The 24065-nt window shown below is 63.7% G+C and carries 18 protein-coding genes; 7 read left to right on the top strand and 11 right to left on the bottom strand.

Annotated elements, in window-relative coordinates; all coding sequences use genetic code 11:
* Window positions 1-26: 26 nt before the first annotated feature.
* Entirely contained in the window at window positions 27-992 is a 966-nt protein-coding gene (locus AC3Z8Y_RS11595; RefSeq protein ID WP_490089816.1) for a DNA-binding protein, read from the bottom strand.
* Between the two features lie 79 nt (window positions 993-1071).
* Between AC3Z8Y_RS11595 and AC3Z8Y_RS11590 the strand changes: the two genes are divergently transcribed.
* Together AC3Z8Y_RS11590 and AC3Z8Y_RS11585 are read left to right on the top strand one after the other, a co-directional pair.
* On the top strand, window positions 1072-2205 hold the full coding sequence (locus AC3Z8Y_RS11590) for a site-specific integrase (RefSeq protein WP_490089815.1): 1134 nt from the start codon (window positions 1072-1074) through the stop codon (window positions 2203-2205).
* A 71-nt stretch (window positions 2206-2276) separates the two neighbouring features.
* On the top strand, window positions 2277-3239 hold the full coding sequence (locus AC3Z8Y_RS11585; RefSeq protein ID WP_490089814.1) for a glycosyltransferase family 9 protein: 963 nt from the start codon (window positions 2277-2279) through the stop codon (window positions 3237-3239).
* A gap of 22 nt (window positions 3240-3261) precedes the next feature.
* On the opposite strand, the gene AC3Z8Y_RS11580 is transcribed toward AC3Z8Y_RS11585, so the two are convergent.
* The 4 genes from AC3Z8Y_RS11580 to AC3Z8Y_RS11565 form a co-directional block, all read right to left on the bottom strand.
* Window positions 3262-4074 (bottom strand): hypothetical protein, encoded by an 813-nt coding sequence (locus tag AC3Z8Y_RS11580; protein WP_490089813.1) that lies wholly within the window; start codon window positions 4072-4074, stop codon window positions 3262-3264.
* Window positions 4058-8074 carry a hypothetical protein gene (locus AC3Z8Y_RS11575; RefSeq protein ID WP_490089812.1) on the bottom strand — a complete coding sequence of 1339 codons (4017 nt, stop codon included), beginning with the start codon at window positions 8072-8074 and terminating at the stop codon, window positions 4058-4060. Before AC3Z8Y_RS11575 ends, AC3Z8Y_RS11580 begins: the two co-directional genes overlap by 17 nt.
* A gap of 1333 nt (window positions 8075-9407) precedes the next feature.
* Window positions 9408-11255, bottom strand: coding sequence for a hypothetical protein (locus AC3Z8Y_RS11570; RefSeq protein ID WP_490089811.1), 1848 nt, complete (start codon window positions 11253-11255; stop codon window positions 9408-9410).
* Between the two features lie 1309 nt (window positions 11256-12564).
* Complete coding sequence (locus tag AC3Z8Y_RS11565; protein ID WP_490089810.1) at window positions 12565-12915, bottom strand: hypothetical protein; 351 nt, start codon at window positions 12913-12915, stop codon at window positions 12565-12567.
* 70 nt (window positions 12916-12985) lie between these two features.
* On the opposite strand from AC3Z8Y_RS11565, the gene AC3Z8Y_RS11560 reads away from it, so the two are divergent.
* The gene (locus tag AC3Z8Y_RS11560; protein WP_490089809.1) at window positions 12986-13993 is read left to right on the top strand and encodes a hypothetical protein; all 1008 of its coding nucleotides are present in this window, start codon (window positions 12986-12988) and stop codon (window positions 13991-13993) included.
* Window positions 13994-14219: 226 nt separating this feature from the next.
* On the opposite strand, the gene AC3Z8Y_RS11555 is transcribed toward AC3Z8Y_RS11560, so the two are convergent.
* Window positions 14220-15479, bottom strand: a complete 1260-nt coding sequence (locus tag AC3Z8Y_RS11555; RefSeq protein ID WP_490089808.1) for a type II toxin-antitoxin system HipA family toxin — start codon at window positions 15477-15479, stop codon at window positions 14220-14222.
* Window positions 15469-15726 carry a helix-turn-helix transcriptional regulator gene (locus tag AC3Z8Y_RS11550; protein ID WP_490089807.1) on the bottom strand — a complete coding sequence of 86 codons (258 nt, stop codon included), beginning with the start codon at window positions 15724-15726 and terminating at the stop codon, window positions 15469-15471. The genes AC3Z8Y_RS11555 and AC3Z8Y_RS11550 overlap by 11 nt, the downstream gene beginning before the upstream one ends.
* A 296-nt stretch (window positions 15727-16022) precedes the next feature.
* Between AC3Z8Y_RS11550 and AC3Z8Y_RS11545 the strand changes: the two genes are divergently transcribed.
* Window positions 16023-17129 carry an SMP-30/gluconolactonase/LRE family protein gene (locus tag AC3Z8Y_RS11545; RefSeq protein WP_490089806.1) on the top strand — a complete coding sequence of 369 codons (1107 nt, stop codon included), beginning with the start codon at window positions 16023-16025 and terminating at the stop codon, window positions 17127-17129.
* Window positions 17130-17138: 9 nt separating this feature from the next.
* Here the strand turns inward: AC3Z8Y_RS11545 and AC3Z8Y_RS11540 are convergent, their stop codons facing one another.
* A complete protein-coding gene (locus tag AC3Z8Y_RS11540; RefSeq protein WP_490089805.1) occupies window positions 17139-17876 on the bottom strand; it encodes an SDR family oxidoreductase in 738 nt (245 codons plus the stop codon).
* A gap of 182 nt (window positions 17877-18058) precedes the next feature.
* On the opposite strand from AC3Z8Y_RS11540, the gene AC3Z8Y_RS11535 reads away from it, so the two are divergent.
* The gene (locus AC3Z8Y_RS11535; RefSeq protein ID WP_490089804.1) at window positions 18059-19246 is read left to right on the top strand and encodes an MFS transporter; all 1188 of its coding nucleotides are present in this window, start codon (window positions 18059-18061) and stop codon (window positions 19244-19246) included.
* 13 nt (window positions 19247-19259) lie between these two features.
* Here the strand turns inward: AC3Z8Y_RS11535 and AC3Z8Y_RS11530 are convergent, their stop codons facing one another.
* Both AC3Z8Y_RS11530 and AC3Z8Y_RS11525 read right to left on the bottom strand, forming a co-directional pair.
* The gene (locus AC3Z8Y_RS11530) at window positions 19260-19646 is read right to left on the bottom strand and encodes an AprI/Inh family metalloprotease inhibitor (RefSeq protein ID WP_490089803.1); all 387 of its coding nucleotides are present in this window, start codon (window positions 19644-19646) and stop codon (window positions 19260-19262) included.
* A complete protein-coding gene (locus tag AC3Z8Y_RS11525; protein ID WP_490089802.1) occupies window positions 19639-21051 on the bottom strand; it encodes a serralysin family metalloprotease in 1413 nt (470 codons plus the stop codon). Before AC3Z8Y_RS11525 ends, AC3Z8Y_RS11530 begins: the two co-directional genes overlap by 8 nt.
* A 209-nt stretch (window positions 21052-21260) precedes the next feature.
* Here AC3Z8Y_RS11525 and AC3Z8Y_RS11520 point away from each other — a divergent pair, with 209 nt between their 5' ends.
* A complete protein-coding gene (locus tag AC3Z8Y_RS11520) occupies window positions 21261-21710 on the top strand; it encodes an acyl-CoA thioesterase (protein WP_490089801.1) in 450 nt (149 codons plus the stop codon).
* Window position 21711: 1 nt separating this feature from the next.
* Here the strand turns inward: AC3Z8Y_RS11520 and AC3Z8Y_RS11515 are convergent, their stop codons facing one another.
* Complete coding sequence (locus AC3Z8Y_RS11515; protein WP_490089800.1) at window positions 21712-23166, bottom strand: aminotransferase-like domain-containing protein; 1455 nt, start codon at window positions 23164-23166, stop codon at window positions 21712-21714.
* Between the two features lie 482 nt (window positions 23167-23648).
* On the opposite strand from AC3Z8Y_RS11515, the gene AC3Z8Y_RS11510 reads away from it, so the two are divergent.
* A complete protein-coding gene (locus tag AC3Z8Y_RS11510) occupies window positions 23649-23978 on the top strand; it encodes a hypothetical protein (RefSeq protein ID WP_490089799.1) in 330 nt (109 codons plus the stop codon).
* Window positions 23979-24065: the final 87 nt, after the last annotated feature.

Below are 24065 nucleotides of genomic sequence, written 5' to 3'. Positions count from 1 at the left end.
TGCAGTAACCTCGATCGCCGCCTGCTTTACAGGTCCACTTTCCCTCGACCTCGGCGGGGCCGCGAGGCTCGAGCCTCGGAAAGTTGCCCCTCTAGCGTTTCCGCCCGAGCCTGCTGTGCCACAGCCGCGTGCTGCGCTACCTCAAGGGCTCGCAGTGCATCGGAGAGCTGCACCTCCAAGGCCTGAAGTTGCCACGCGCCCTGCTCCGTCGCCGCTTCGGCACGAGCTAGCTGGGCCGCCGCGTTGCGCTGGGTGTCGTTAAGTGCGGCACGGGTTTCTTCGACTTTCCCTTGTGCCACTTCGAGCTGACGCTGCAGCTCGCGGCGCTCCGTGAGGCGCAGCTTGGCTTCTCCACGCGCACGGTCCACTTCAGCATGGGCCCGATCCTCCACTCCACGGGTATAGGCTTGTTGGGCCACCCGCTCGGCTTCGGCCCGTTGCTGCGCCTCGAGCAGCGTTTGCTGAAGCCCTTGAACCTTCTCTTGAAGGGCCAGCACCGCTTCGTGCGACCCCTGCCGCTGCTGCTGCAGGTCATTGATCTGGGACTGGCGCTGCTCCAGCAACCGCTCCAGGTCAGCCAGCCGAGTGTCGGCGGCCTGCCTCGCCGTAATTGCCTCGGCCGCCTGCTGGCGGGCCGCTGCCACATCCTGGCGCGCCTGCTCCTCAGCCGTTGCCAATTGCTCGCGCTCCTCGGCGAGCACCTGGCGCTGCGCTGCCACCGACTGCTCGACTACGGCCTGCGCCAAGGTGGTCGCCTGCTGCCAGATCGCAACGAAGGCTTGTGCAACTTCGGCGGGCAAACCCGGCAGCCGGGTTTCGCCGCGCAAGCGCCCCGCCAACTGCTCCCACCACTGATCCAGCAGTGCGCCGACCCGTGCCGGGCTGCCGCGGCCGAGCTCCAGGCGCACGCGTTCCACCGTTGGCCGCTCGCCACGGGCCAGTACTGCGTCTGCTGCTTCGAACACTGCCGTTTCCGGCACACCTATCGCCATTTGCCCCTGCTCCGCTATATTAGGTCTGATAATTAATTGTTATCCGACACTATAATTCTAGTACTGGAAATATAATACGTTGAACGTAATAGAAAATACATTCGAACATTTGCAGACTCTGGAAGGGCGTCTGGATGCGCATTCTCTGGCCGCCAACGCTCAGGACGCCGCCGCCGCGTTCGTAGCGGCGGGTACGGCAGCCAATACGGTGCGCAGTTACCGCAGCGCGCTGGCGTACTGGGCCGGCTGGCTGCAACTTCGTTATGGCAGCGGCCTTGGCAATACGCCGCTGCCAACGCCGGTAGCGATACAGTTCGTGCTCGATCACCTGGCCCGGCCGCTCGGCGACGGCAGCTGGGCACATCTGCTTCCGCCGGCGGTCGACGCCACCCTTGTGGGTGCCCGCGTCAAGGCAAAGCCTGGTGCGTTGACCTACAACACGGTTCTGCACCGCCTGGCCGTGCTGGGCAAATGGCACCGCATTCGCGGCTGGGACAGCCCGACCGAAGCGCCCGCGCTCAAGACGTTGCTGCGTGAGGCACGCAAGGCTCAAGCGCGTCAGGGCGTGGCAGTGCGAAAGAAAACCGCGATCGTCGCCGGGCCCTTGCAAGCGATGCTGGCGACCTGTACGGATGGCGTTCGCGGCGTGCGTGACCGTGCGCTGCTGTTGCTGGCCTGGAGCGGTGGCGGCCGGCGTCGCTCGGAGGTGGTGGGCCTGCAGGTGGAGGATGTGCGCCGCCTCGATGAGAACACCTGGCTGTACTCCCTGGGTGCGACCAAAACCGACACCGGGGGCGTGCGCCGGGACAAGCCACTGCAGGGCCAGGCCGCACAGGCTCTCGCGGCCTGGCTTGCCGCAGCGCCAGCGGCGTCAGGCCCATTGTTCCGGCGGCTGTACAAAGGCGGGAAAGTAGGTGCATCGGGACTGTCCGGGGATCAAGTGGCGCGTATCGTGCAGCGGCGGGCGCAGCTGGCAGGGCTCGAGGGTGACTGGGCCGCCCATAGCCTGCGCTCGGGTTTCGTAACCGAAGCCGGTCGCCAAGGCGTGCCGTTAGGTGAAGTGATGGCGATGACCGAACACCGTAGCGTGAGCACCGTGATGGGCTATTTCCAGGCAGGGTCATTGCTCGACAGCAAGGCGACCCGATTGCTGCGCACCCTGGATGCCGCCGAACCCGACCAGGGCACAGCCACGGAAGCCGACCGCACGTAGCGCGCAAGCGGGAAGCCACCAGCGTGCGCTATCGTGGACAGGTACCCCTCCCAAACGCGGAGTACCCGACCATGCGCCGGCTGATACTGCGTAACCATCAATCCCCTGGCGACATCGTGATGTTGACCGCCGCCGTGCGTGACTTGCACCGCAACCATCCGGGCGCGTTCGAAACCGACGTGCGCACGCCCTGCCCGGCGCTGTGGCAACACAACCCTTACATCACGCCGCTGCTGGAAAGCGACGCCGGCGTGGAAGTGATCGAATGTGAGTACCCGCTGATCAATCACAGCAATGAGCTGCCCTACCACTTCATTCATGGGTTTTGCCAGTTCCTGGAAAGCCGCCTTGGCGTCCCGCTGCGCCCTTCAAGGTTTCACGGCGACATTCACCTCCACGACGAGGAAAAAGCCTGGATGTCCCAAGTCGAAGAACAGGTGGGGGCACCGCTGCCGTTCTGGATCGTGGTAGCCGGCGGCAAGGCGGACTACACCGCCAAATGGTGGGCTGCAGATCGTTACCAACAGGTCGTGGACCATTTCACGGGCCGAATCCTGTTCGTGCAGGTGGGCGAGCAAGGGCATGAACACCCGCCGCTGGATGGGGTGATCGACCTGCGCGGCCGAACGGACCTGCGCCAACTGGTACGCCTGGTGTATCACGCGCAGGGGGTGCTGTGCCCTGTCACCTTGTTGATGCACCTCGCCGCGGCAGTGGAAACCCGACCCGGCCTGCCCCGCGCGCGACCCTGTGTGGTGGTGGCCGGCGGGCGCGAGCCGCCGCACTGGGAAGCCTACCCCACCCACCAATACCTGCACCGCGCCGGCGCGCTGACCTGTTGCCCAAGCGGCGGCTGCTGGAAATCCCGTGTGCTGCCGCTGGGGGACGGAGACGAAAAAGATGCGCCTGACAGCCTGTGCGTGGACGTGATCAATGGCTTGCCGCGGTGCCTTCACATGGTGACGGTGGACGACGTGATCCGAGGTACTGAGCTGTATTTCGAAGGGGGCGCTATCAACTACCTCGCAAGGTAGCTCATCGCCCGCCCGCCTTCAGTCAGCCGGCCCCTGGCGTGTCTACCCCCAACCCAGCCCCTTGGTTCGGGTCTTCGAAATCCATCGGGCTGTAGGCCAGGCCATAGAGCAGCGCAAGCCGTGCGTACTCCACAGGCGTGTCGCAATCGTGCCACAACAGGTTTGCGCTACGCTCCCAGCGGCTCTCTGGCATAAGGGGCCAGGCGCCATAGGCATCCGCCTCGCTGGGGCGCGGGTGTTGCATCTCGTACTCGCCGTTGACCTCGCAGGGCGAGCGGTGAAGCGCCCGCGCCAGGTTATGCATGTAGCCTTCCACGAACAGCGGTTCGTTCAAGCGAGTACGCTCGCAGAGGCGTTCATACGGCCCGCCGTTGCGCCAACCAGGCACGTGCAAACCGACGCATTCGGTGCGAAAGCCGAAACCGCTGCCAGTGCAGCGTTGGCTGTATGTGGCGTATTGAGAAACCCATGCCAACTGCTGCAAGCCGGGCAGCCAGTCCACCAGCGGTATGAACCGCCGCGACATTTTCACCAGTAGCTCCAGCCCCAGATGCTCGGCCCATTCCAGGCCCTCAACGAACGCTGACAGGTCACCTACCGTATGGCGCAAGCGGTGCGGGTTGCAGCTGAATGCCACCCCGTACCGCGCACATAATGCTCGAAGCGCCGGGGCCTGGGGGCTACCGTCATCGTGCACCAGCACCGGCACCTGTGGGTACAGGCGGCAGCGGGATTCCAGCGCCAAGTGCACATAGGGCACAGCCGCGAAGGTGGCGATCACCAGCCCCACGCCCGGTTCCGGTGAACAGAACAGCCGTTCACTGGCCAAGGGCATGGTGCTCCACGAAGACCAGCCGTCGCCCCTTGCGGCTTGGCGGGGCCGCCAAGCCGGCCGGGTCATCGACGAAGTACACCTCGTATTCGGCAACCACCAGGCGGTAGTTACCGGGGGCCCCCGGAAGGATGACCTGGCCATTCCAGAGCACCGGCGCCTCGCCCGGGCCGCCTTCCACCACGGCCTCGGGAAACCGCAGCCAACCGAAATCCTCACCCAGGCGAGGCTCCAGGCGCTCTACCCACACGCCCACCTCGCCCCCACCTACGTGCTCTGCGCCTTCGGTATAGCGGGTACCGGAGAGGGTTACTTGCCACTGCCCTTCGGCGATCGTCCCTATAGCCAGCAGGCGCTCAGGCGCTACCGAAATGATGTCGGCCATAACGCAGGTGGAGAGGTGCGCGCCGTCTTCAGAAGCCGGCTGATAGCGGGCCAATGCCAGGCGAATGAACGGGAAGTATCCATCATGGGCAATTTCGATGTCGCAGAACCACAGGCGGCGCTCGGCGTCCCACCGCACGTCATGGGGCGCCACGGCCACAGGCAGCGTGCGCGGCGAAAAACCAGGCGGCGCAAGGCGATCGGTATTGAAGGCCCCGGGCGGTTGGTCGGCTTCGGCGGCAGGCGCATTCGGGGGTAGCCAACCGCCTTGCGGGTCGGGCGCAGTGCGGGCCAGCGGAAAGTCCTCCAGCCGTGGCGCAAGGCCAGGCACGGGCCGTGCGCCCCATACCGGATCGCTCCCCCATTGGCTTACGTAGTGGCGCAGCGGATGGCCGCGCGGATCAGTGTTGGGCTCGCCCCGAAAGCCCGCAGGCGGCAATACCACGGCCAACATTTCTCCATACCCTGAGCCGTTCCATGGGCGGTCGAGGTAGATACGGATACCACCGCGCCGCTCGATGCGGTGTCCGCCCTGGTTGTCGAGACTTCGCGACCATTCGAATGTCGGTACGGCGTACAGATACGCCGGCGCGGCGGGCGGCGCCGAATTCAATACCCACGTAGTGACCGGCATGCCGGTGACCTTGATGTGTTCGTCCGTCGGCGTGCCGGCTTCGTTGAGCAGCACCGCTGACGGCAAGCACTCACGGAAGCGGGTGGTGGCGTCGAACCAATAGGTCATGCGTCGATAGTGCGTGCTTTGCAGTTCATGCACCTTGGGTACCAGGCGCTCATCGGCCAGCGCGTTTATCCCAATAACATCCGGCGCGCTGAGGGTGTGTTCGGGGTAGCCGCCAGCGGCGTTGCCGTCAAACACCGTCGCATAGGTCTGGCGGTCGGTGAGCTTGACCGAAAAGGCAACGTCTTCGCGCTGACGCGCCTGAGGCGCGCTGTCGGCTTCCACCGGCTCATGCCAGCGGGCAAGCAGGTCCAGCCGGTCGGTGCTGGCGACCGAGCAGCCCACTTGCAGCACCGGGCGCACAGAGGTTGCGCCAAGCGAGCGCGGCAACATGGCGACGTGGGTGACTGTCGGCAACTTCAATGGCCGCTGCACCGCGTGCACTACGGTTACTTCCTGCCAAGGGGTGAGCATCCAATGCTGGCCTTCAAGTGCTCGCGTGCGCTGCTCCGCCTGACCCGGCGCATCCAGCCACTGGAAAATCCCCAAGGTGGCGAGTGCCTCTTCATCCAGTTGGCAGGACACGCGAACCCGCGCTTTCACCCCCTTGGGCAAGGGGATCAATACACGGTGGCTACCCGCATCGAACCTGGGCTGCTCGGTTTCGTCGTGGTACACCTCCAGCACGAAAGGTAATGCCTGGGGCCATGTCGTTTCCGGGTAAAAGGGCACGGTGATGATGTGCGTGGGGGCGATATTGGGGTGATCGAAAATGCGCACGGCCACGCGGCGGGCGTAAGGCTCGGGAAGGTAGGTCATGTCGCGGCCCAATTCATGTACCGCGAAAACGGTCGGGCCGGGCATGGGCAAGGTGACCTCACGCAGCACTGCGGCCGGGTCGCGGCCGTCACGGTCATGGCTGTGCGCAAGCAGGCTGAATGTGGTTGCATTCAAACGGCCGGCGTCATCCAGCATGCCATGCAGTTCCGCCTCGCGGGCGCTGACGCGGGCCGGGAGTAATGCGCGGCGGGCGCGCTCGCCACTCACTTCGGTAACGTCCTCGGGGCCATCGTTGAAGCTGCGGATCACCATATGGCCCATGGACTCGCCCGGGCCCGGGCCTTCAACCACCCCGTGGCTGGCAACCAGGCCAAGCACCGGCGCCAGCACCGGTTCGAAGCGCAGGAACGGCAGCGCCTGAGCGGCCGGTTGCTCTGCGCCGTAACTGCCGGGGATGTAGGGCAGCGAATTACCCGCCAGGTCCACCGCGCGGGCACGGAACCAATAGTGGTGGCCGTAGCGCAACGGCGGTAGCGAAAACGGCACCGGTTTGAACGTCGAAGAGAACTTCAGCCCTGGAGGCATCGCCGCTTCGCTGCCAGCGGGCGCGGTGTCCACACTGTCGTCGGGCTGGATATTACGCCCGGGCGGCGGCGCCGCGAGGCTCCATCCGGTCCAGGTGACAAGGGCTTCGTGGAGCGAAATAACCTTCGGCTTGCTGGCAGGGCCTGGCGAAGTGGTCGCGGCCAGCCGCACGGTGCCTTCTTCTTCGCCATCGGGTTCCACGATCAGTGCACCGTCGTTCAGCGAATAGCGTGCCCGCCGCCGACACAGCGACTCCCAACGGTCCTTGCTGGCGTCCCAGATGTCGATGCGGTAACCACGCACCAGGTCTTCGGCACGCAGCTCCACCGCCGCTGGCGTTCCGGCCAGTTGCAGCTCTACGGCGTTATTGCGCAGTTGATTTACCGCAAAGCGGCTCTGCAGCCAGGCGCTTCGCTGGCGCTGGACCAGCATCCAGCCTGCCGTGCGCAAGGCTGGCGCGCCAACGGTGTCTTCATGGCGGGTGACTGGGTCCACGCGCTGATCGGGCTTCAGCCGGCGGCCCAGCGACCTCGCAAAATTCATGACCTTCAACCCGGCGCCATCCACATCAGCCTGCAACAGCCCTACGCGTGCGGAGGCAAGGTTCAGCAAGCCCCCTTCAAGCGGGAAGGCGGCCGTGGCGTCGGGGGCCGCCGTAAACACCGCTTCGCTTAATGTGGTTCGGGTCACGGGCGTGGCCACCGGGGTAGCTGTAATGCTCAGGCTGCCAGGCGCCAAATGTACCGCCACCTGCAGGGCCAGGTCCTCACCGGCCGTGAAGTGGTCGGGCGACAGCAACAGGTCCACCACCAGGCCCAGCTTGCGCAGCAGTAACGGGTAGGAACCCATGGCACCGATGATCTGGTGAAAGTCCAATGTGCCGGCCAGGTCCTCGGGCCTGGGCAAGGAGGCACGGGTGTGCTCATGCCAACTGGCCTGGATGCGCGGGTCATCGGTGCGCTTGGCCGTGCGCCTGACAGGTGCAGTCAGGGGCGCATGGAACCCGCGCAAGGCCTGCAACGCGAGCATCAGTTCCTGCGGGGCCTCCAAGCCGCCGTCACCGCCGCGGATCGAATCCAGCCGGCGTACCGCCCCAATCCATTCACCCCACCCCGGGTTTTCAATGAAGTCCGACACCCGAGGCAACGCGTCTCCAGCGCTGGCGGCAAGGTTGCGGTACAAGCCCTGTATCCGTTCCATCAGGCCCACGCTATCGAATGAACGCACCTCGTGCCCGGACAGGTCCCGGAAGGCGTAGCTGCGCACAAAGGTGTCAGCGTTGAACAACGCGTGCCACACGGCCGAATCCGCGAGCCCGAGCGTCGGGTCCAGGCGATCCTCTGTGCCGCTGCCATCGGCCGCCACAGATACCGTGATGCCCTGGCAGGTGACGTCGATGCGGGCGCCGCTCAGGGTATGGGGCCAGTCCTCCCAGTCCGGGAAAAAGCTGGCCAATCGCGCGGGGGCGGCCTGGGCATCCAGCCGCGGCGAGATCAGCACTGACAGCCGCAGCCATTGGCCGTCAGCGGTGTAACCGTTCGGCAGCGCCGTGCACACCAGCGATTGGCGGGCCATCAGGAGCTCACCGGGGCGAACGCGTCGCAATAGGTTGCCCAGGTGTGGTTATCGGGCATCTGCTCGATGAATTTGGGGTCACCCTCGGCGCCGGAAAATTCTCGCCGGCACTGCACCGACACCGAGGTGCTGAACATCAGGATTTCGATCTCCACGGTGAGCGTGGCTTCGCCGTACACCAGGGATTTGCCGCCTTCCTTGAGGTACCCCAGTTGCAGGTTGAAGGTCAGCGATACTGAAATCAGTGCGAGTACGCACAGCTCGCCATGGATCCTCACGTAGCCGGCCAGCTCCACACTGCCATCCCCGGGCGAGGGTTCGAGCCAGTGAAAGTAAATGCCCGCCTTGACTTCGACGCTGCCTGAAGCCACCCCCAGGTTGATCGCCACCACGGCGCCGAACTCCAGCGCAGCTTCGATCTCGTTGACCCCTGCCGCCGACACACCTATGCCAAAAAAGCCACCGCCGCCCAGCAGCGAGACGGTAAGGCTGAACGGATGCTCGCGGCGCGAGAAATAGAAATTCACCCGCGCGGGCGTGCCATCGAATGGCAGGTTGAAGCTGGCGCTCAGCGAGGCATTTGCCAGGGCGAATATCCCTACCTCAACCGCCGGCAGGGTGAGTGAATACGCCGCGCTGATGCCGCTGGGCGTGACGGCGATGCCCGAGCCCTCGGAAAAGCCACCGCCTGGAATCAGCGACCGCAGGCCGTTGACGAATTCCAGTGGCCCGCCGAAGGTCACAGCTTCTTCGCCCTGCCGCAGCTGCACGGAGACGTCAGGCTTGCGCCCGCGCTCGGCGCTGAAGTTCAGGTGCTCGAACCAGAGGATCACGAACCCGAACAGGTTGATCTTGAAATTGTTGAGCGTCGCTTGCGCTTGGCACAGCGGTTGTGCGGCGGGGTTGAGCGGTGTCCGCATGAGGCTGTTCATGGTGAGGCGGGTTTCCGGCCCGCCGGGGTCGGCGCGCGGGATAATCAGGTTGCGGCCATCGCTCACCGAAATCACGCTTTCCCAGTCAAAGCGTGCCTCGGCGTAATCAGGCAGCTGCGTGGTGAGCATTTTCGGCACCTCGCCCCCGGCCAATGAGGCACTCGCCTGAACGATGTCGCTCAGCGTGATACCCCCCAGCAAGGTGGCGTCGCCAAAAAAATCCTTGGGGTCGAACTGCGATTTCACCGCGTTGGTCAGCGCCTGGCGCACGTCGTCCACGCCGCTCACCGCCTGCCCCGCGACCGGCCCCGCGAGCCGCGACAGCCCCAGCAGGTTCATTTGCGGCGAGGCTAGCGCGCCCAAGGCATCGCTTTTGGCGTCGCTGGGTTTGCCGCCAAAGCTCAGCGGCAGCGCCGAAGTGAGTTGCAGGAACACCTGCCCGGCATTGGCGCCGGTGGCAAAACCTTGCTGCGCATACACGTCCGGGTACGCGACCTCGGAGACGAACCCCGGCTTGCCCAGCAGCTTCTGCACCGCATTGATTGCCACCGTGGCCCGTTCGATCTCTGGATAAAACGCCGGCTCGGCGTTGGCGGTGGCATCGCCGGCCTGAAAGGTGATGTCGTCCGTGGACAGCCGCGTATCGCCGCATCGCCTTCGGTGACCGGCGCATAGGCCACCGGGCTGCCGCCTATGGATGCCCGGCGCCTGAGCTTCACCGGCGCGTCGTTGTAGGCAGCCTTGAGTGCAGCGCTGGCCAAGGGGTTCTGGTTGGCAGGCTCGCCCACGAACAACAGTGGCATGGAGAAGGTGACCCGATTGCCCACCAGGTCGGTAGCTGCAAGGTCAAAACGTACATCGGTCATCTGAACCGCACCGTTGGCAGCGGTCATCGGCCAGAACAGCATCCGCGGCGCGATGCTCGCGGCCTGATAAGGGTCGCCACCTGTCGCCGAAGCGGCAAGCGCGCTCAGGCCGAACCCTGGCTCCACGAGGTCGGGCGTTGCTCGGGTGAGCACCTCGACCTGGGTGAACGGAAAGTCATGGCCGTGATGGGTATGGCCCGCGCCGGTATAAGCCATGCGCGGCTGGCGCACCACCACAAAAAATCGCTGTCGCAGCACGGCCACCCTCGCCGAGCCGAGCCCGTTGATCGACTGGAACTGCCGCTCGGTCACCTTCACCAGGGAGGCCGGATGGCGGAACGGGCACAGCCAGCCGGCGTACACCACCCGCACCTGATGGTCGCGCCCAAGCGTGGCCTGGTGCCGCCATTGCTGCAGGTCGATGCCTTGCGGTCGAATATCCCAGTGGCCTTCGGCATCCAGCAACCCGCCCAACGCAGACAGGTGCAGCCGCGTTGCCTCGCTGCCCTTGGGCACATAGGCGCGGCCATTGGGGCGGGTGGCATCGAAGCCGGCCATTAGGGTCACCAGCATCGCCCGGTCGACCAGGTCCAACGGCATGCGGATCAAGGCAGGGTTGCGCTGAGGGGGCGGCGGCCCCGGCAAGCTCATCAGTGCGTACAGTTCGCTCAGCCGGGTCAGCGGCCGGTAATCCTCAGACCATATAGCCCTGAACCGGCTGGGGCTTTCCGGGCCAGTGGGCGCATCGTTCCCGGCCAAGCGGGTATGCCACAGCTCAGTGCGGCCCTGGTGCACCACCGGCCAGGGGCTGTGCCGCCAACGCGCGGGTGCCAAGGGTGAGCTGAACACGCGGTAAGGCAACTCCAGCGCGGTAACGTGCGCGGCGGGCCTTTGTGGCGGCAACCTTAGCGCAGGGAGCGGCGGCGGTGCCGGCGTGACAGCGCCGTCTGCAAGACCCACCGGCTCCACTACGGCGGAAATCACCAGGCTGGAGGGCTCGGGCACCGCGCCAGGCGCCAACTGCATGGGCCAATCCCGCAGCGCCGCCAACACACTGGGCAGGTTGAACGCCACGGCGCCCACCTCGGTCGGCATGACCACCACAATCCGGCTAGCCCCGGCCATGCGTATTCTGGCCAATGGTAATGTGGTCGGGATCCGGTCATCAGTGCCCGCTACGTTCTGCTTTGGATAGTGCGCGTCGGTCGTTACCTCAAGAGGCTGTACCGTGGCGCCATCGCTCTGCTGCGCCGTTTGCAGGAACGCCTCTTCGCCGAAGCTCTGTGGCGGAAAGGTAACGGTGATAAAGGCTTGGGCGGCGGCGCGTTCCAGGCGTGGCGGCCCTTCGAAGAAGGCAAGCCCGGTGAAGGTCAGGGTACACACCAGCAGGTCGTCAGGCCGGCGTACCTCGATCTGGGCGGGGAACCGGAGAGGCGTACCCCGCTCCTCTTCCGCTTGCGGTACCCCGTCGTCGCCGCTGTCGCCTGAAGGGTCGCCCGCAAGCGTGCCGGTGCACGGCGTTGGCTGCGGTGCACAGGGTGGATAAGGCGGGAACGCAGGATACGGCGGGAAAGGCGGAAAAGGTGGGTACGGCGGATAGGGCGGCCACGCGGCGCCGCCGGGCACGTGCGCATTACCGGGGGGTCGACGCGGGAGTCGAGGGCCTGGCTCTTTCACGCAACGTCTCCTGAGGTTCAAGAGGACAAGCCGCGAAATGCATGCGAACGGCCCTCACCCGAGGGCGGCCACTTCAGATTAGCCATCTCTGGAGGAAGTGCTAGAGTTTCGTGAGGCAGCCGCGGGCGCGCGCCGCCTGTCCTCACGGAGAAAATCCCGTGGCTGCTTATGGCAATGACGATGAACGCTGTGACGATGCACTGCTCGGCACCCTGATCGAGGTGCGTCGCTACCTCGAAGCGCAGGGGGAAGCCGATCACTGCATGGATCAAGCCCTGTGCGCCCTGGCCGAATCGCTCGCGCAACTGCAGTGCACGCTGGGTCAAAGGCAGGCTGAGTGCGGCCCCGCCTCCAGCGGATACCCAATGATGCCCCCTTACCCCCCGTATCCGCCTTACCCACCTTTTCCGCCTTTTCCGCCGTTTCCACCCTACCCGCCTATGGCGGTCTGCGGTTGTGCGCCCAGTAATTGCGCGCCGGTTGCACCCGCGCCCGCCCCGGCGCCTGCACCTTCCCCCACCCGATCTCCGACGTCGACGTCGGCCGCTTCCTCGGCCCCGTCCAGCGTGATCCGGTAACACCCTGCCCGGAAGGGCGATCAGGAGGTTATCGACATGCCGTACCGTGAACCACCGCATGAGCCCGATCTGCGTCGCCGTATCGGGCAGCTTCGGGAGGAACTGGAGCAGTTATGCGACAGTCGTCGATCACCCGCGGCTGATTGTTCTCAGGACAACCGCGCGGTGCAGGAGGAGCTGCATCGGATCAAAGCGTACCTCTGCTCACAGGCGTGCGATGAGGGGCTACGCCATGAGCGCCTGAAGCTCCTCGAGGCCTTGTGCCGCACCGTTGCGTGCCTGGCGCAGGAGGTGGAACACGTATGCGGGCCGCGAGGCCAGCCTCCGCCGTGCGCGCCCTACCCGCCGTTTCCACCCTTCCCGCCCTATCCTCCGTATCCACCTTACCCACCTTACCCGCCCTATCCGCCCGCACAGGCCACCTGCGCGCCACCGGCTTACCCCTGCTCGCCATCATCGTCGAGCAGCAGTTCGCCCAGCCGACCGCAGCCTCCATCCAGCAGCAGCTCATCGAGCAGCAGCCCCTCGCGGCCAAGCAGCAGTTCGTCGTCTGATAGTTCACTGCCCTCGCGCAGCAGCGTGTCCTCCAGCAGCCGGCCGTCGCTACCCAGCAGCAGTTCATCGTCAAGCAGCTCGCCGCCAGGTAGCAGTTCGTCGTCGAGCAGCAGCGTGCCGTCCAGTTCCAGCAGTAGCTCCAGTGAAAGCTCGTCCAGCGAACGCTCAAGCAGTTCAAGCAGCTCAAGCAGCAGCTCCAGCTCCAGTTCGGCGCCTGCGCTGCGCCGGGTCATCCTGGCCAGCGCCAGCAATGCCGGGCATTACATCAACAACTTTATCGCCAGGGAGAGGAACGCCCTCAATGTGCTCGGCCTGGTGCTCGAGGGCATCTGGGATTTTGACAGTGAAATCAGCCAAACCCCCGACCCCGCCAACCCCACGCAGTTCGTGACCGACACCAACGCCTTCCCGGTGGCGCCGCCCGGTGTGAGCAAGCGGGCCTATTACCAGAGCGCGTCTTTCAGCCTGGGCGATGAAACCGTCATCGTGCGTGCACCGCGGGCACGCTGGGCCAACTACACCCCGGCGACCACGCTCGCTGAGGTGCCACCGTTGCCGCCCTTCGCGACCAACAGCGCCGTGGGCGGTGCCAGCGGGAACAACAACAAGGATGCGGTGGGCTCGGTGAATTTCCTCCACCACCTGATACGCGATTTCATGTTCCTGGATGCGGCGCGCAGTGACGATGCCACCCAGGGCGGAACAGAAGCGGCCGTGTCACAGGCCACGCGGCAATTCACCGCAGTGCGTAACGACACCGCGTTGCAAGCTCCTACCCCGCAACCCCGGGCCCGCTATACCCGCGGCACCGGGCCGCAGGCGTTCGACAAACAGCTGCTGACCAGTGCACCGCCGGACGTGGAAGGCAATAGCGTGCCCTTGGATCTTGGGGCCCGGCAGGTGAATTACACAGCGCTGTTGTATGAGCTTCAAGCCAACGGCGCCGCTGTGAGCCCCAACTGGTTCGGGGTGGCAGTACCACCGGGGCTGAAGAATTTCTCCAGTGTGGTGATCTATTTCCATCCCACGCCCTCACAGGCGCTGTACGCCGACCAGGACTACCCCGCCAAAACGTCCAGCGGCCCGAACCGGGCGGACTGGAAAGAATTGTTCGGCTATGTAGATCGGCTCGGTGGCCAGCTGTCAGGCGCGGTGGCCGAAAACCCCCTGTGTAGCCAACTGGTGATCACTCCGTTCATGCGGCAGGCCGACGTCGGCACCGCAGGAATATTGCCCGAGCAGTGGTACTTCATCGTGACCGATATATTGAACGACGTGCGAAGCCAGCGTGAGCTGGGCACATTGCCGTGAGCGGGCGCGCGGCGAATCGAAGACAATAAAAAACCCGCCGTAGCCGAAGCCGGGGCGGGTTTTCATTCCAGACCATCCAACGTCCTGTTGGTGGCCTCCAAGGCCTCTGGTCGATCATCCTTGATACCCGGCACCTGTTCCGTGGCGCCGTTTGGATGTGTGTAGATTACGGTTATCGACGAGGCGGCAATAGAGGCGATTCTACCGCTGCGATGTAAGCGATTGCCTACACAGTACGTGCGTGTTGGGCGAGGCGAGTTTGGGTGAGGGCGGCCCGTTGTTCGATCAGCTCGACGATGCGGCCTACAACGGCATTACCCGCATGGGGGGCTGCGATAGCCAGTTCTCGAGCCCGAGCAGGAAGGGTGTGGGTGACTTCCAGTATGCGTTTTCGCGTCAACGCCCAATTGAATCCAGCCCCGGCTATAAATGCTTGCCAATGGCGAACCTCCAGCTCGGTGAATTTGTAGCGGCTACCTATTTTCATCGCCATTTTCGAACTGAGCGCGGGATAGATGGCCGTGGAAAGAGCGTCGTACAGAGGCGCCAACCCCCAGCCCCGTGGGCTGAGCAATAACGAAAAATTCTTGGCGTGCGCATCGTGATTGCCGATCAATGCATTAAACACGGCGTAATCCATCAGTCTCAACACGCTAGGTGCGCTTGGCCGGGCTGCCTGCCTAAGTATCTCAAAGCATGCTGCAAAGCCTGGCCCGCCCTCGTTCTGGTATTTCATCTCCGGCACAATCCCTAGTGCCTGACAGAAATCCTCCTGCTGAAGACGGGTAAGCTGCTGCCAGTTCGGACCCGCGCGGTCGTAACGCGTCACAAGCAAAAACTTGTGGCCTGAAGCCTCCTGGATCCGAGTATTCGCTACCAACCATCCCATGGCCCTCGCCAGCGACATGCAAAAGTGCTCGTTAGCGACACTGTCTTCCACAGCTTCGATAGCCGGCTTGATGATATGCGTGCTGGGTTGAGAGCCCAGCGGCAGCCCGATGCGCTGACCGTCGAATACGACGGGAAGTTTGTCCTGAGCGCCAGCCAGAGATAAGCGCAGGCCTTCTTCCCCCGCCAACATGGGCCGCATGGGGAGCTGGGCGAGCACGTCAGACAGGCCCTTTTCATCCAGCCATCGCACGTCCCTTCTGGACGTCTCAGGCAACTGACCTGCAGGTAGCAACGTCAGCGCGCCGGCACAGTCTCCACCGATGCGGTCAAGTAGCGCGAAGTCGTTTTGCCGAGACACCTGTAATTGCCGAGCCAGCATCAACCTGGCGTGCCCTTCAGGTAGCAGGCCTGCAAAGAAAGCGCGGGCGATAGTGTCCGGAAATGAAGCGCTTTGTAGCGGCAGTATGTTCGACACCGCATGGGCACCTGGCCTTGCGAGCCATTGAGCGTCATATTTGAAGTTCATCCGGCCGCCCGCGAGATACAGGGTTCCTACGCAGGCCTCGCCAAGCCAGACGTTGAGCTCATGAGCCATATACAGGCCCCTCTGGCTCAAACGGGGGCAGCTGATGTTGCCCGGTCAGTTCAAGCTGCAAACCCAGTACTTCAATAACCCTCATCACGTGACCGAGGCGTACGGTGGATTTGCCGCTTTCAAGGTCTACCACGAAGCGCAACCCCACTCCGGCTGCCATCGCCAGCGCCTCCTGAGTCATGCCCAAGGTCTTGCGCTCAACCCTTATGGCGCTGCCTAACTGGACGGTCGTATTCAACGCTGTCATGGCCACCTCAATGTTCCCGATCGGGAATATACCCCTCAAGAAGTTGCTGATCAACGCATTATGTTCCCGATCGGGAACATTTATAGATAATTGCATCGAATACCCGATAATATTCCCGATCGGGAATACTATGGTCAGGCGAGCGTTATTTTCGCATGGGTACTGTATGACATCCTATGACTATCCCATGCTAACCTCCGACCGTAGCGTTCGCTTTTGCCGTTCCATAAATGGCTCTGGCAAGCGGCTCCGCACTCGCTTCGCACACTATAAAAACAATCGTGGGAGAACCGAAGATGGGTAACACCGAACAACTTGTGGGACAACCGGCCACTAACTCGCGGCGTTCGTTCCTCAAGCAGTCTGCCGCACTGGCAACCATGGCCGCCGGCGTAACGGCGCTACCGCGTACGGCCCCGGCCGCCGAGCCCCTCAGCCAACGCTATCCCGACCCGCTGATCGAGATACTGGACGACAGCTTCATGGGCTATCGGGTCTTCAATGCTGGCGTGGAAAAGCTCGCCACCGGCCTGCACTGGCCCGAAGGCCCGGTATGGTCGGGCGATGGCCGCTACCTGCTGTTCAGCGATGTGCCGAACAACCGCATCATGCGCTGGGACGAGATCAGCGACACCCTCGGTGTATACCGTTACAACTCCAACTTCTCCAACGGGCTGACCCGTGATCGCCAAGGCCGGTTGATCGTCTGCGAGGGCTCCACCACGTCCACCGAGGGCCGCCGCGTAACCCGCACCGAGCCGGACGGCAGCATCACTGTGCTGGCGGACGGGTTCGACGGCAAGCGGTTCAACTCGCCCAATGATGTGGTGGTGAAACGTGACGGCTCGATCTGGTTTACCGACCCGCCCTTCCAGACTGGCAACAACTATGAAGGCCACAAGATCACTCCCGAGCTACCTGATGCCGTGTACCGCATTGATGGCGAAACCCTGAAGATCACCCGGGTGATCGAAAACTTCCTGGGCCCCAACGGGCTGTGCTTCTCGCCGGATGAAAAAACGCTCTACGTGGTCGAGGGGCGCGCCAAGCCCAACCGACTGGTATGGGCTTACACCGTCAATGTGGACGGTACCCTGGGCGAGCGTCGCAAGCACATCGAGGCCCTGGAGTTCGGCGCGCTGGACGGGATGAAATGCGACGAGGACGGCAACCTCTGGTGTGGCTGGGGCAGTTCTGGCGCCCGTGAAGCCAAGCCCGAGCAGCTCGATGGGGTGAGGGTGTTCAACCCGCAGGGCAAGGCGATCGGGCATATTCATCTGCCCGAACGCTGCCCTAACCTCTGCTTTGGTGGCGCCGCAGGTAACCGGCTGTTCATGACCAGCTCCCACTCCCTGTATGCGCTGTATGTAAACACCCGGGACGCTGCCTTCAAGCAGGGCTGAACCGGGAGGTCAGTACGGGCTGGCCGTGGGGCGCACAATCAACTCGCTGACGTCCACGTCGTCGGGCTGCTCCACGGCATAAGCAATGGCGCGTGCGATAGCCTCTGCCGGGATCGCGACCTTGCGAAAGGCCTTCATTTCGTCACGGCCACCGGGGTCGGAAATGCTGTCGGCGAGTTCAGATTCGGTGACGCCCGGGGAGATAACCGTCACTCGAACGGCCGCGCCTACCTCCTGACGCAGCCCTTCGGAAATAGCCCGTACAGCGAACTTGGTGGCGCAATACACGGCCGCGGTAGGGCTGACCGCATAGGCGCCGATGGAGGCAAGGTTGATGATCTGCCCACTGCCCTGTTGCTGCATGCGCGGCAGAACGGCCGCAATGCCGTGCAGTACACCACGGACATTCACATCGATCATCCGATCCCACTCATCGACCTTGAGCGCATCCAGGCGGGACAGGGGCATTACCCCGGCGTTGTTCACCAGTACGTCGATCCGGCCAAACGTGGCAACGGCGTGCTCCACGAACGCTTGCACCTGTTCCCGCCGTGTCACATCGACGGCGCGATACTCCACCTCCCCTCCGGTGGCCTGAATATCAGCGGCGAGGGTTTCAAGCCGATCGGTACGGCGTGCGCCGAGTACCACTCGTGTACCCCGGCTGGCCAGCAGCCTGGCGGTGGCCTCGCCGATGCCACTGCTGGCGCCTGTGATCGCTACAACCTTGCCTTGAATGTTCAGCATGCTATTCCCTCCATAATTGCCCTGAAGATGGGCATGGAGAAAAGCCTACCTCCCGCCGACCGCCCTGCATTAGCCGGTTCCTGCAGCAAGCTTGCCTTTTGCTGCCGGTAAAGCTGTTTCGAACGTTGCGGCCCAGCCGCTATTATCGCCGCCTGATCGGTCAGCCCGCCTGCGAGGCCTCGTTGAACAGCTCTACATCCACTCCGTTGCCCACACCAAAGCCTCACACCCGCAAGATAATCGTGCTGGGCCTGTTGCAGATTCTGTCCTGGGGCGGGTCGTTCTACCTCCTCGGTGTACTCGCAGACCCTATCGCCGCAAGTACCGGCTGGTCGCACCAGGCGGTGCTGGCCGGCGCGTCCATCGGCCTGCTGGTGGCAGGTTTGCTGGCGCCGTGGTGTGGCCGGCTGATTGCCCGCCTGGGCGGGCGCAGGGTGCTCGCCAGTCACGGGTTTTTCCTGGCGGCAGGCTTGGGTTTGCTGGCCGTGGCCCCTTCGCTGCCCATTTACTGGCTGGGCTGGGTGATCATTGGCGTGGCCATGGCGGCGGGCCTGTACGACGCGCTGTTCACCTCCCTTGGCGCTACCTATGGGCTGGGCGCGCGGCCGGTGATCGTAGGCGTCACCTTGATTTCCGGCTTTTGCACCACAGTGATCTGGCCCCTGCTTGCTTTCATGGTGCATGCCCTGGGCTGGCGACTCACCTGTGGGGTGTACGCGATAGTGGCGCTGGTTACGTTGTACCCCTTGTACCGTTATGCCCTTACCGCGCCGCCGCCTCGTGTTGCCAACGCCAGATCCACAACCGGTAATTCGCATGCCGTGCCGCCGACGATCTATTGGGCCATGACGGTATTGTTCGCCATCGCGGCGGCGCTCATGACCTGCTTGTCACTGGTGCTGATCACGGTATTACAGGCCCGCGGGCATAGCCTGGGTTCAGCCATTGCCTTGGGTGCGCTGATCGGGCCGGCCCAGGTGCTGTGCCGGGTGGTTGACCTGGTCGCCAAGCGCCAGGCGCCTCTGACGACCGCATTGCTGTCCAGCGGCTTTACCGCGTTGGGCCTATTGCTCGTGGGCTTCGCGCCGGCCGCCGTTGCACTCGGGCTGGTCGCGTACGGCGCGGGCAACGGCCTGCGCGCAATCGTGAAGAGCACGCTGCCGCTGCTGGTGGTGCAACCGGCCGACTACGCCGTGGTGGCGGGGCGCATGGCCCGCCCGGCATTGATAGCGCAGGCATTGGCCCCTGTGGCCTGCGGGTACGTGTTGGCGCACTGGGGCGCTGAAGCCATGATTGACCTGATGGTGATACTGGCACTGGTCGCGTTCGGGCTGAGCCTGTGGCTGGCTCGGCTGATCAGCACCCGGTAGCAAGGCGTCTGCGTTACTGACTGGCCGAGGCGCGCTCCAGCCACAACACCTGCCCCTCACGGCTGCGTCCGCGGAACCGATCCGGGCCAATGGGGGTGAGCAGTAACAGCGTGCGGCGTTCACGGCTGGCGAAGGTGATGCCATCGGGTTTGCTGGCCCAGCTCGCGACCGCCTGGTCGCCCAGCCATTGACTTTCGCAGCGTTCGCCGTTGCTGTGGGCTTGGCCGTCCTGGGTGAGGGTGAGGCGGCAGCCGCGCGCTGGCTGCCCCTCGGGAAACAACATCCAATCGCCGGCGACGGCCCGGGTATTCGCAGGCGCCAGGCTGGTGGCAGCGGCAGGTAGCAACGCACTGCCGGCCAACAGCGTGGCCAGCAATGCGCCCAGGGGTGCTTTAGACAAGGAAGTCACTGGTATGGGCTTCGCCAAGGATCTTGATCACAAAATCCGCGCTGTGGTCCCCGTTGAAGTCAATGGACAGGTTGGTGCCGTAGCTGGCATCACGCAACACCGCGGCCCCGGCGGTGCCGTCCAGGGTTTTGGTGAAATGGATGGTGTCGGAGCCATCGGTAGGCAACCCCGACAGGTCGATACGGTCATGCCCGCTGACGAAATCCATCAACCGATCCGCCGCGGCAGCCGTGGAATCAGACACCTTGAAGAAAACGAAGGTATCGTCACCCGCCCCGCCCCACAGCTTGTCCGCACCGCCCTCGCCTGCGATCAAGTCGTTACCGGCATTGCCCTTCAACTCGTTGGCTAGTTCATTGCCGATCAGGTAATCATTGCCCTTGCCACCGAAGGCTTTTTCCAGCGTCACACCTTGGGCAATGGACACGTTGCCGATCAGGCCACCGACGTCCGAGAAGCTCGTGTCGTGAAGATCGATCTTCTGGTTCATGGTGTAGCCAGAGAAATCCAGGGTATCGATCCCGCCGCCGTCCCACACCGAAAAGATCAAGGTGCTGGAAGATGACGTCGCAGTTGATTCCGCACGGTGGCTGTTGGAATGAAACCCATACACCGTACCGCCCGAACGGGTGTCTTCGTTGGCGCCGTACAACAGCTGCATGGCGGCGATATCGTCCATCAGCGGCGCCGAGGCATAGGCGTTGTTGAAATCCTGCCCGGTGTTGTATTCATCCCAGTAGCTCATCACGCTGTAGGCGCGAGAATCCTCGGCGTAGGCCGCGTCGTCCTCGTAGCCAAGCACGCCGTTCCAGGCGTCATAGTCGCCCGGGTGTGCCAGCCCCAGGCTATGGCCGATCTCGTGCACCAGCGTTTGCCCGCCATATGTATTGACGGCCGCCTGGGCGTTGTATTGATAGCTGTCGCTCACCCAATACCAGGATTGCCCATCCCGGCTGCCGCCGGTGGGGTAATAGGCGAATGCCGCCTCGCCGTAGGAGGTGGAGTAACTGGCGAGGGACAGATGGCCTTCGCCCCCGCTCGCCGCCTGCGTGAAGGTCACGTTCGCCACGTCGGCCCAGGACTGCATCGCAAGCTTGGCCTGAGCGCGCTGCTGCGCATTGAAGGCGATGAAATCCCCCAGGCTGCTGTCGAAGTCCGAGGGCTCCCGTTCGGTGAAGCTGTAGGTCAGCGCAACCGTGCCGTTACCGTTGGTATCGGTGTAATGGTAGCCATAGCGGTCGATCTGGGCAGCCGCCTCGTCCACGGTGTAAGACGGGTGACCATTGATGTTACCCGTCCCGCGGTCTGAGGCATGGCGGTACTCGTCCAGGCGTTGGTAAGCCTTGCTGGGTTTGGACAGGTCGGTGGCGGCAGCTGCAAGCTCAAGGTCAGACATCTCGATAACCCTACTGTAATTATGGCGAGCGTGATCAGGCGCAGCCTGATGTATCCAAGCTGGCACATGTCTGGCATGCCTGCCATAACGCGTTTGCCAGAGGCGACGAAAGGCGCCGCAGCGCCTCGTGGCGTTGCGGGCCCTGTTTCCTCGACGGCTGGCCGAGCGGCAAAACTGTGGCTACTCTCGAGCGAAAAAAAGGATAGACCATGACTGCTCGCAGCACGCCCCTGCCTCGCGGCGCCTTTTCACAGTGGCAGCCGATTCAAACCCGGTGGGCCGACAACGATTGCTACGGCCACGTGAACAACGTGGTGTACTACAGCTGGTTCGATACTGTCGTGAACCGGTTTCTTCTGGAGCAAGCCCATATGAAACCGGGCGGCGACTGGCTAGGCCTGGTGGTGCATACCCACTGCGATTACTTCGCGTCGGTGGCGTTCCCCCAGGCACTGGAAATCGGCCTGCGTGTTGCCACCCAAGGCACCAGCAGTGTGCGCTACGAACTGGCGATTTTCGCCCCGGGCAGCCCCACGGCAGCGGCCCAGGGGCAGTTTGTGCATGTGTACGTGGATGCGGCCAGCCGTCGGCCCTTGAGTACCCTGCCCGCCCCATTGCGCACCGCGCTATTGCCGTTGTGCCTGGCCCCTCACGGATGATTTACACGCCGGCCGTATGCGCCGCCGCAGGCTCGAGTTGTTCGGCCAGCAGCTGGCCGAGGGTCTGCATTGCACCTTCGCTGCGGGCATCCCACGGATGGCCGCAGTTGAGCCTTGCACAGTGAGTGAAGCCTTGGGTGGCCGAGAAGATAGGCCCGGGCGCCAGGCTGATACCAGTCGCCGCTGCCTGGCGAAACAGCCGTAGGGCATCGACCTCACGCGGGAACTCGAACCACAGGAAGTACCCGCCCTGGGGCTGTGTCACTCGGGTTTGGGCAGGGAAATACCGGGCCGCCGCAGCAAGCATGGCCCGCTGCTGGTCCTCCAGGCAGTGCCGCAGCTTGCGCAGGTGCCGGTCGTAGCCGCCGTACTGCAGATAGTCGGCGATGGCCGCCTGCGCGGGCACCGACGGTGAGATGGTGGTCATCAACTTGAGGCGCGAGACCGCACCGGCGAATCGCCCGGCGGCAGTCCATCCCACCCGGTAGCCCGGCGCCAGGCTTTTTGAAAACGAGCCACAATGCATCACCCAGCCTTCGCGATCGAAGCTTTTAACAGGCTTGGGGGGAACAGTTCCAAAGTACAGTTCGGCGTACACATCGTCCTCGATCAAGGGCACCTGGCGGCTGGCGAGCAGCGCGCACAGCCGCGCCTTGTCCGTATCGTCGAGCGACGCGCCCAAAGGGTTCTGAAAGGTGCTCATTACCCAACAGGCTTTGATCGGCAAGCGGCCCAGCGTGGCTTCCAGGTGATCAAGGTCAATGCCATTGCCCGGGCGTACCGGTATTTCCACGGCCCGTAACTTGAGCCGCTCCAGTACCTGCAACGAGGCATAGAAGGCAGGAGACTCGATTGCCACGAGGTCGCCGGGCTGGGTAACGGCTTGAAGGCAAAGGTTGAGCGCCTCCATGGCCCCATTGGTGATAACCAGCTCGTCTTCGGCAGGCTGTACTCCGCTCAAGCGATACCGTAGGACGATATGCCGGGCCAGCTCGGGGTTGCCGGCGGTCATGTCCGCGATGATGGCGTGGGGTGACAAGCGTTGCACCGCGCGCCCCATGGATCGACCAAGGCGCCCGAGCGGGAATAGCCCCGGTGCCGGAAAAGCCGAGCCGAACGGCACCGTCGCCGGGTCACGCAAAGAGCCCAGTACGCTGAACACCAGTTCACTGACGGCCACCTCCGTGGCCGCGCCGGGGGCTGATGCGGCAGGGGCTTTCGCCAGGCGGGGGCGCCCTTGTGGCTGAACGTAATAACCGGAGCGTTCGCGGGCCTGGATCAGGCCTCGATCCTCGAGCAAGTAGTACGCTCGAAACACCGTGGCCGGGCTTACGCCATACCGCTCACTGGCCTGGCGCACCGACGGCACCCGTTCGTGGGCCGCCAGCACGCCGGTACGAATCATGTCAGCGATTTGTTCAGCCAGTTGTTCGTAGCGTTTGAGCTTATGCGCCATCGGGTTCCTCCTTCGCCGGCAATCATCCCCACGGGCGCAGGAAATAACAACCGCTGGAGTCTTCATGGCGAGGCGCAGCTACCGCTTCAAGGCCGGATTTGCTGAATTGTCAGACAATATGTAGTACCAGAATATTTTCACTACAAAACCGTTGACGGCAGCATTTGCGCCTTGCATTATGCAGACGTCTCCCCGATCGGGAGAGCTGGTAAACGACTTTGTGCCTGTCCGGCAAGCCGCCGGGCTGTTCCTGATGTACCTGCCCACAAGGCAGATTGGCCGGAAAGCTGCTTCCCCGAACACCGGGTTGGCGCCTGGCGCGTTATCGAGAGACTTGTGGGTGAACCTGCCGTCATCCCCTTCCGCATCCGATTGCGCCCTCGCCCATGCCCAGCGTTCAGGTGTAGTGCCTTCCTGTCATCGCTACATCAGGTTCATACCATCCTCCAGACAGACCAATGAGCGGTATAGGAACCATGACCATGAATCTGAACGACGAACCGACGATCGACCAACTAGCCCAATTGCTGGCTACCCGCAAGGACCGCAACGACAGCCATATCCTCTGGGTATGCGAATCTGGCAAGGTCCATGTCGAAGGCCTGGGCACCCACGCCGAAGAGGCTCAGTTCGAAAACCAGCGGCCGAGCATGCGAGCACGGTTGCGCACCTACCGTCGTGGCCTGGGCTACGTCGGCAAGAAGGCCGCCGCTGACCGCGAGTTCGTGAGCCGGGTGCTGCATACCCTCAAGCACGAGTGGCAAGCCGCCCAAGGCGCTTCGGGCATTCATGTGATTGATCGCTACTACTGAGTGTGCGGCGCTCCCTGGCGCCATCACCACTTTGCCCGGCCATTGCGTGCCGGGCTTTCTTTTTGCGCATTCGCTGGTAGTGGTTCC

The sequence above is a fragment of the Pseudomonas sp. 3MAES_34.3B genome (assembly GCF_058145875.1).
This window is presented reverse-complemented; position numbering and strand designations above follow the sequence as displayed.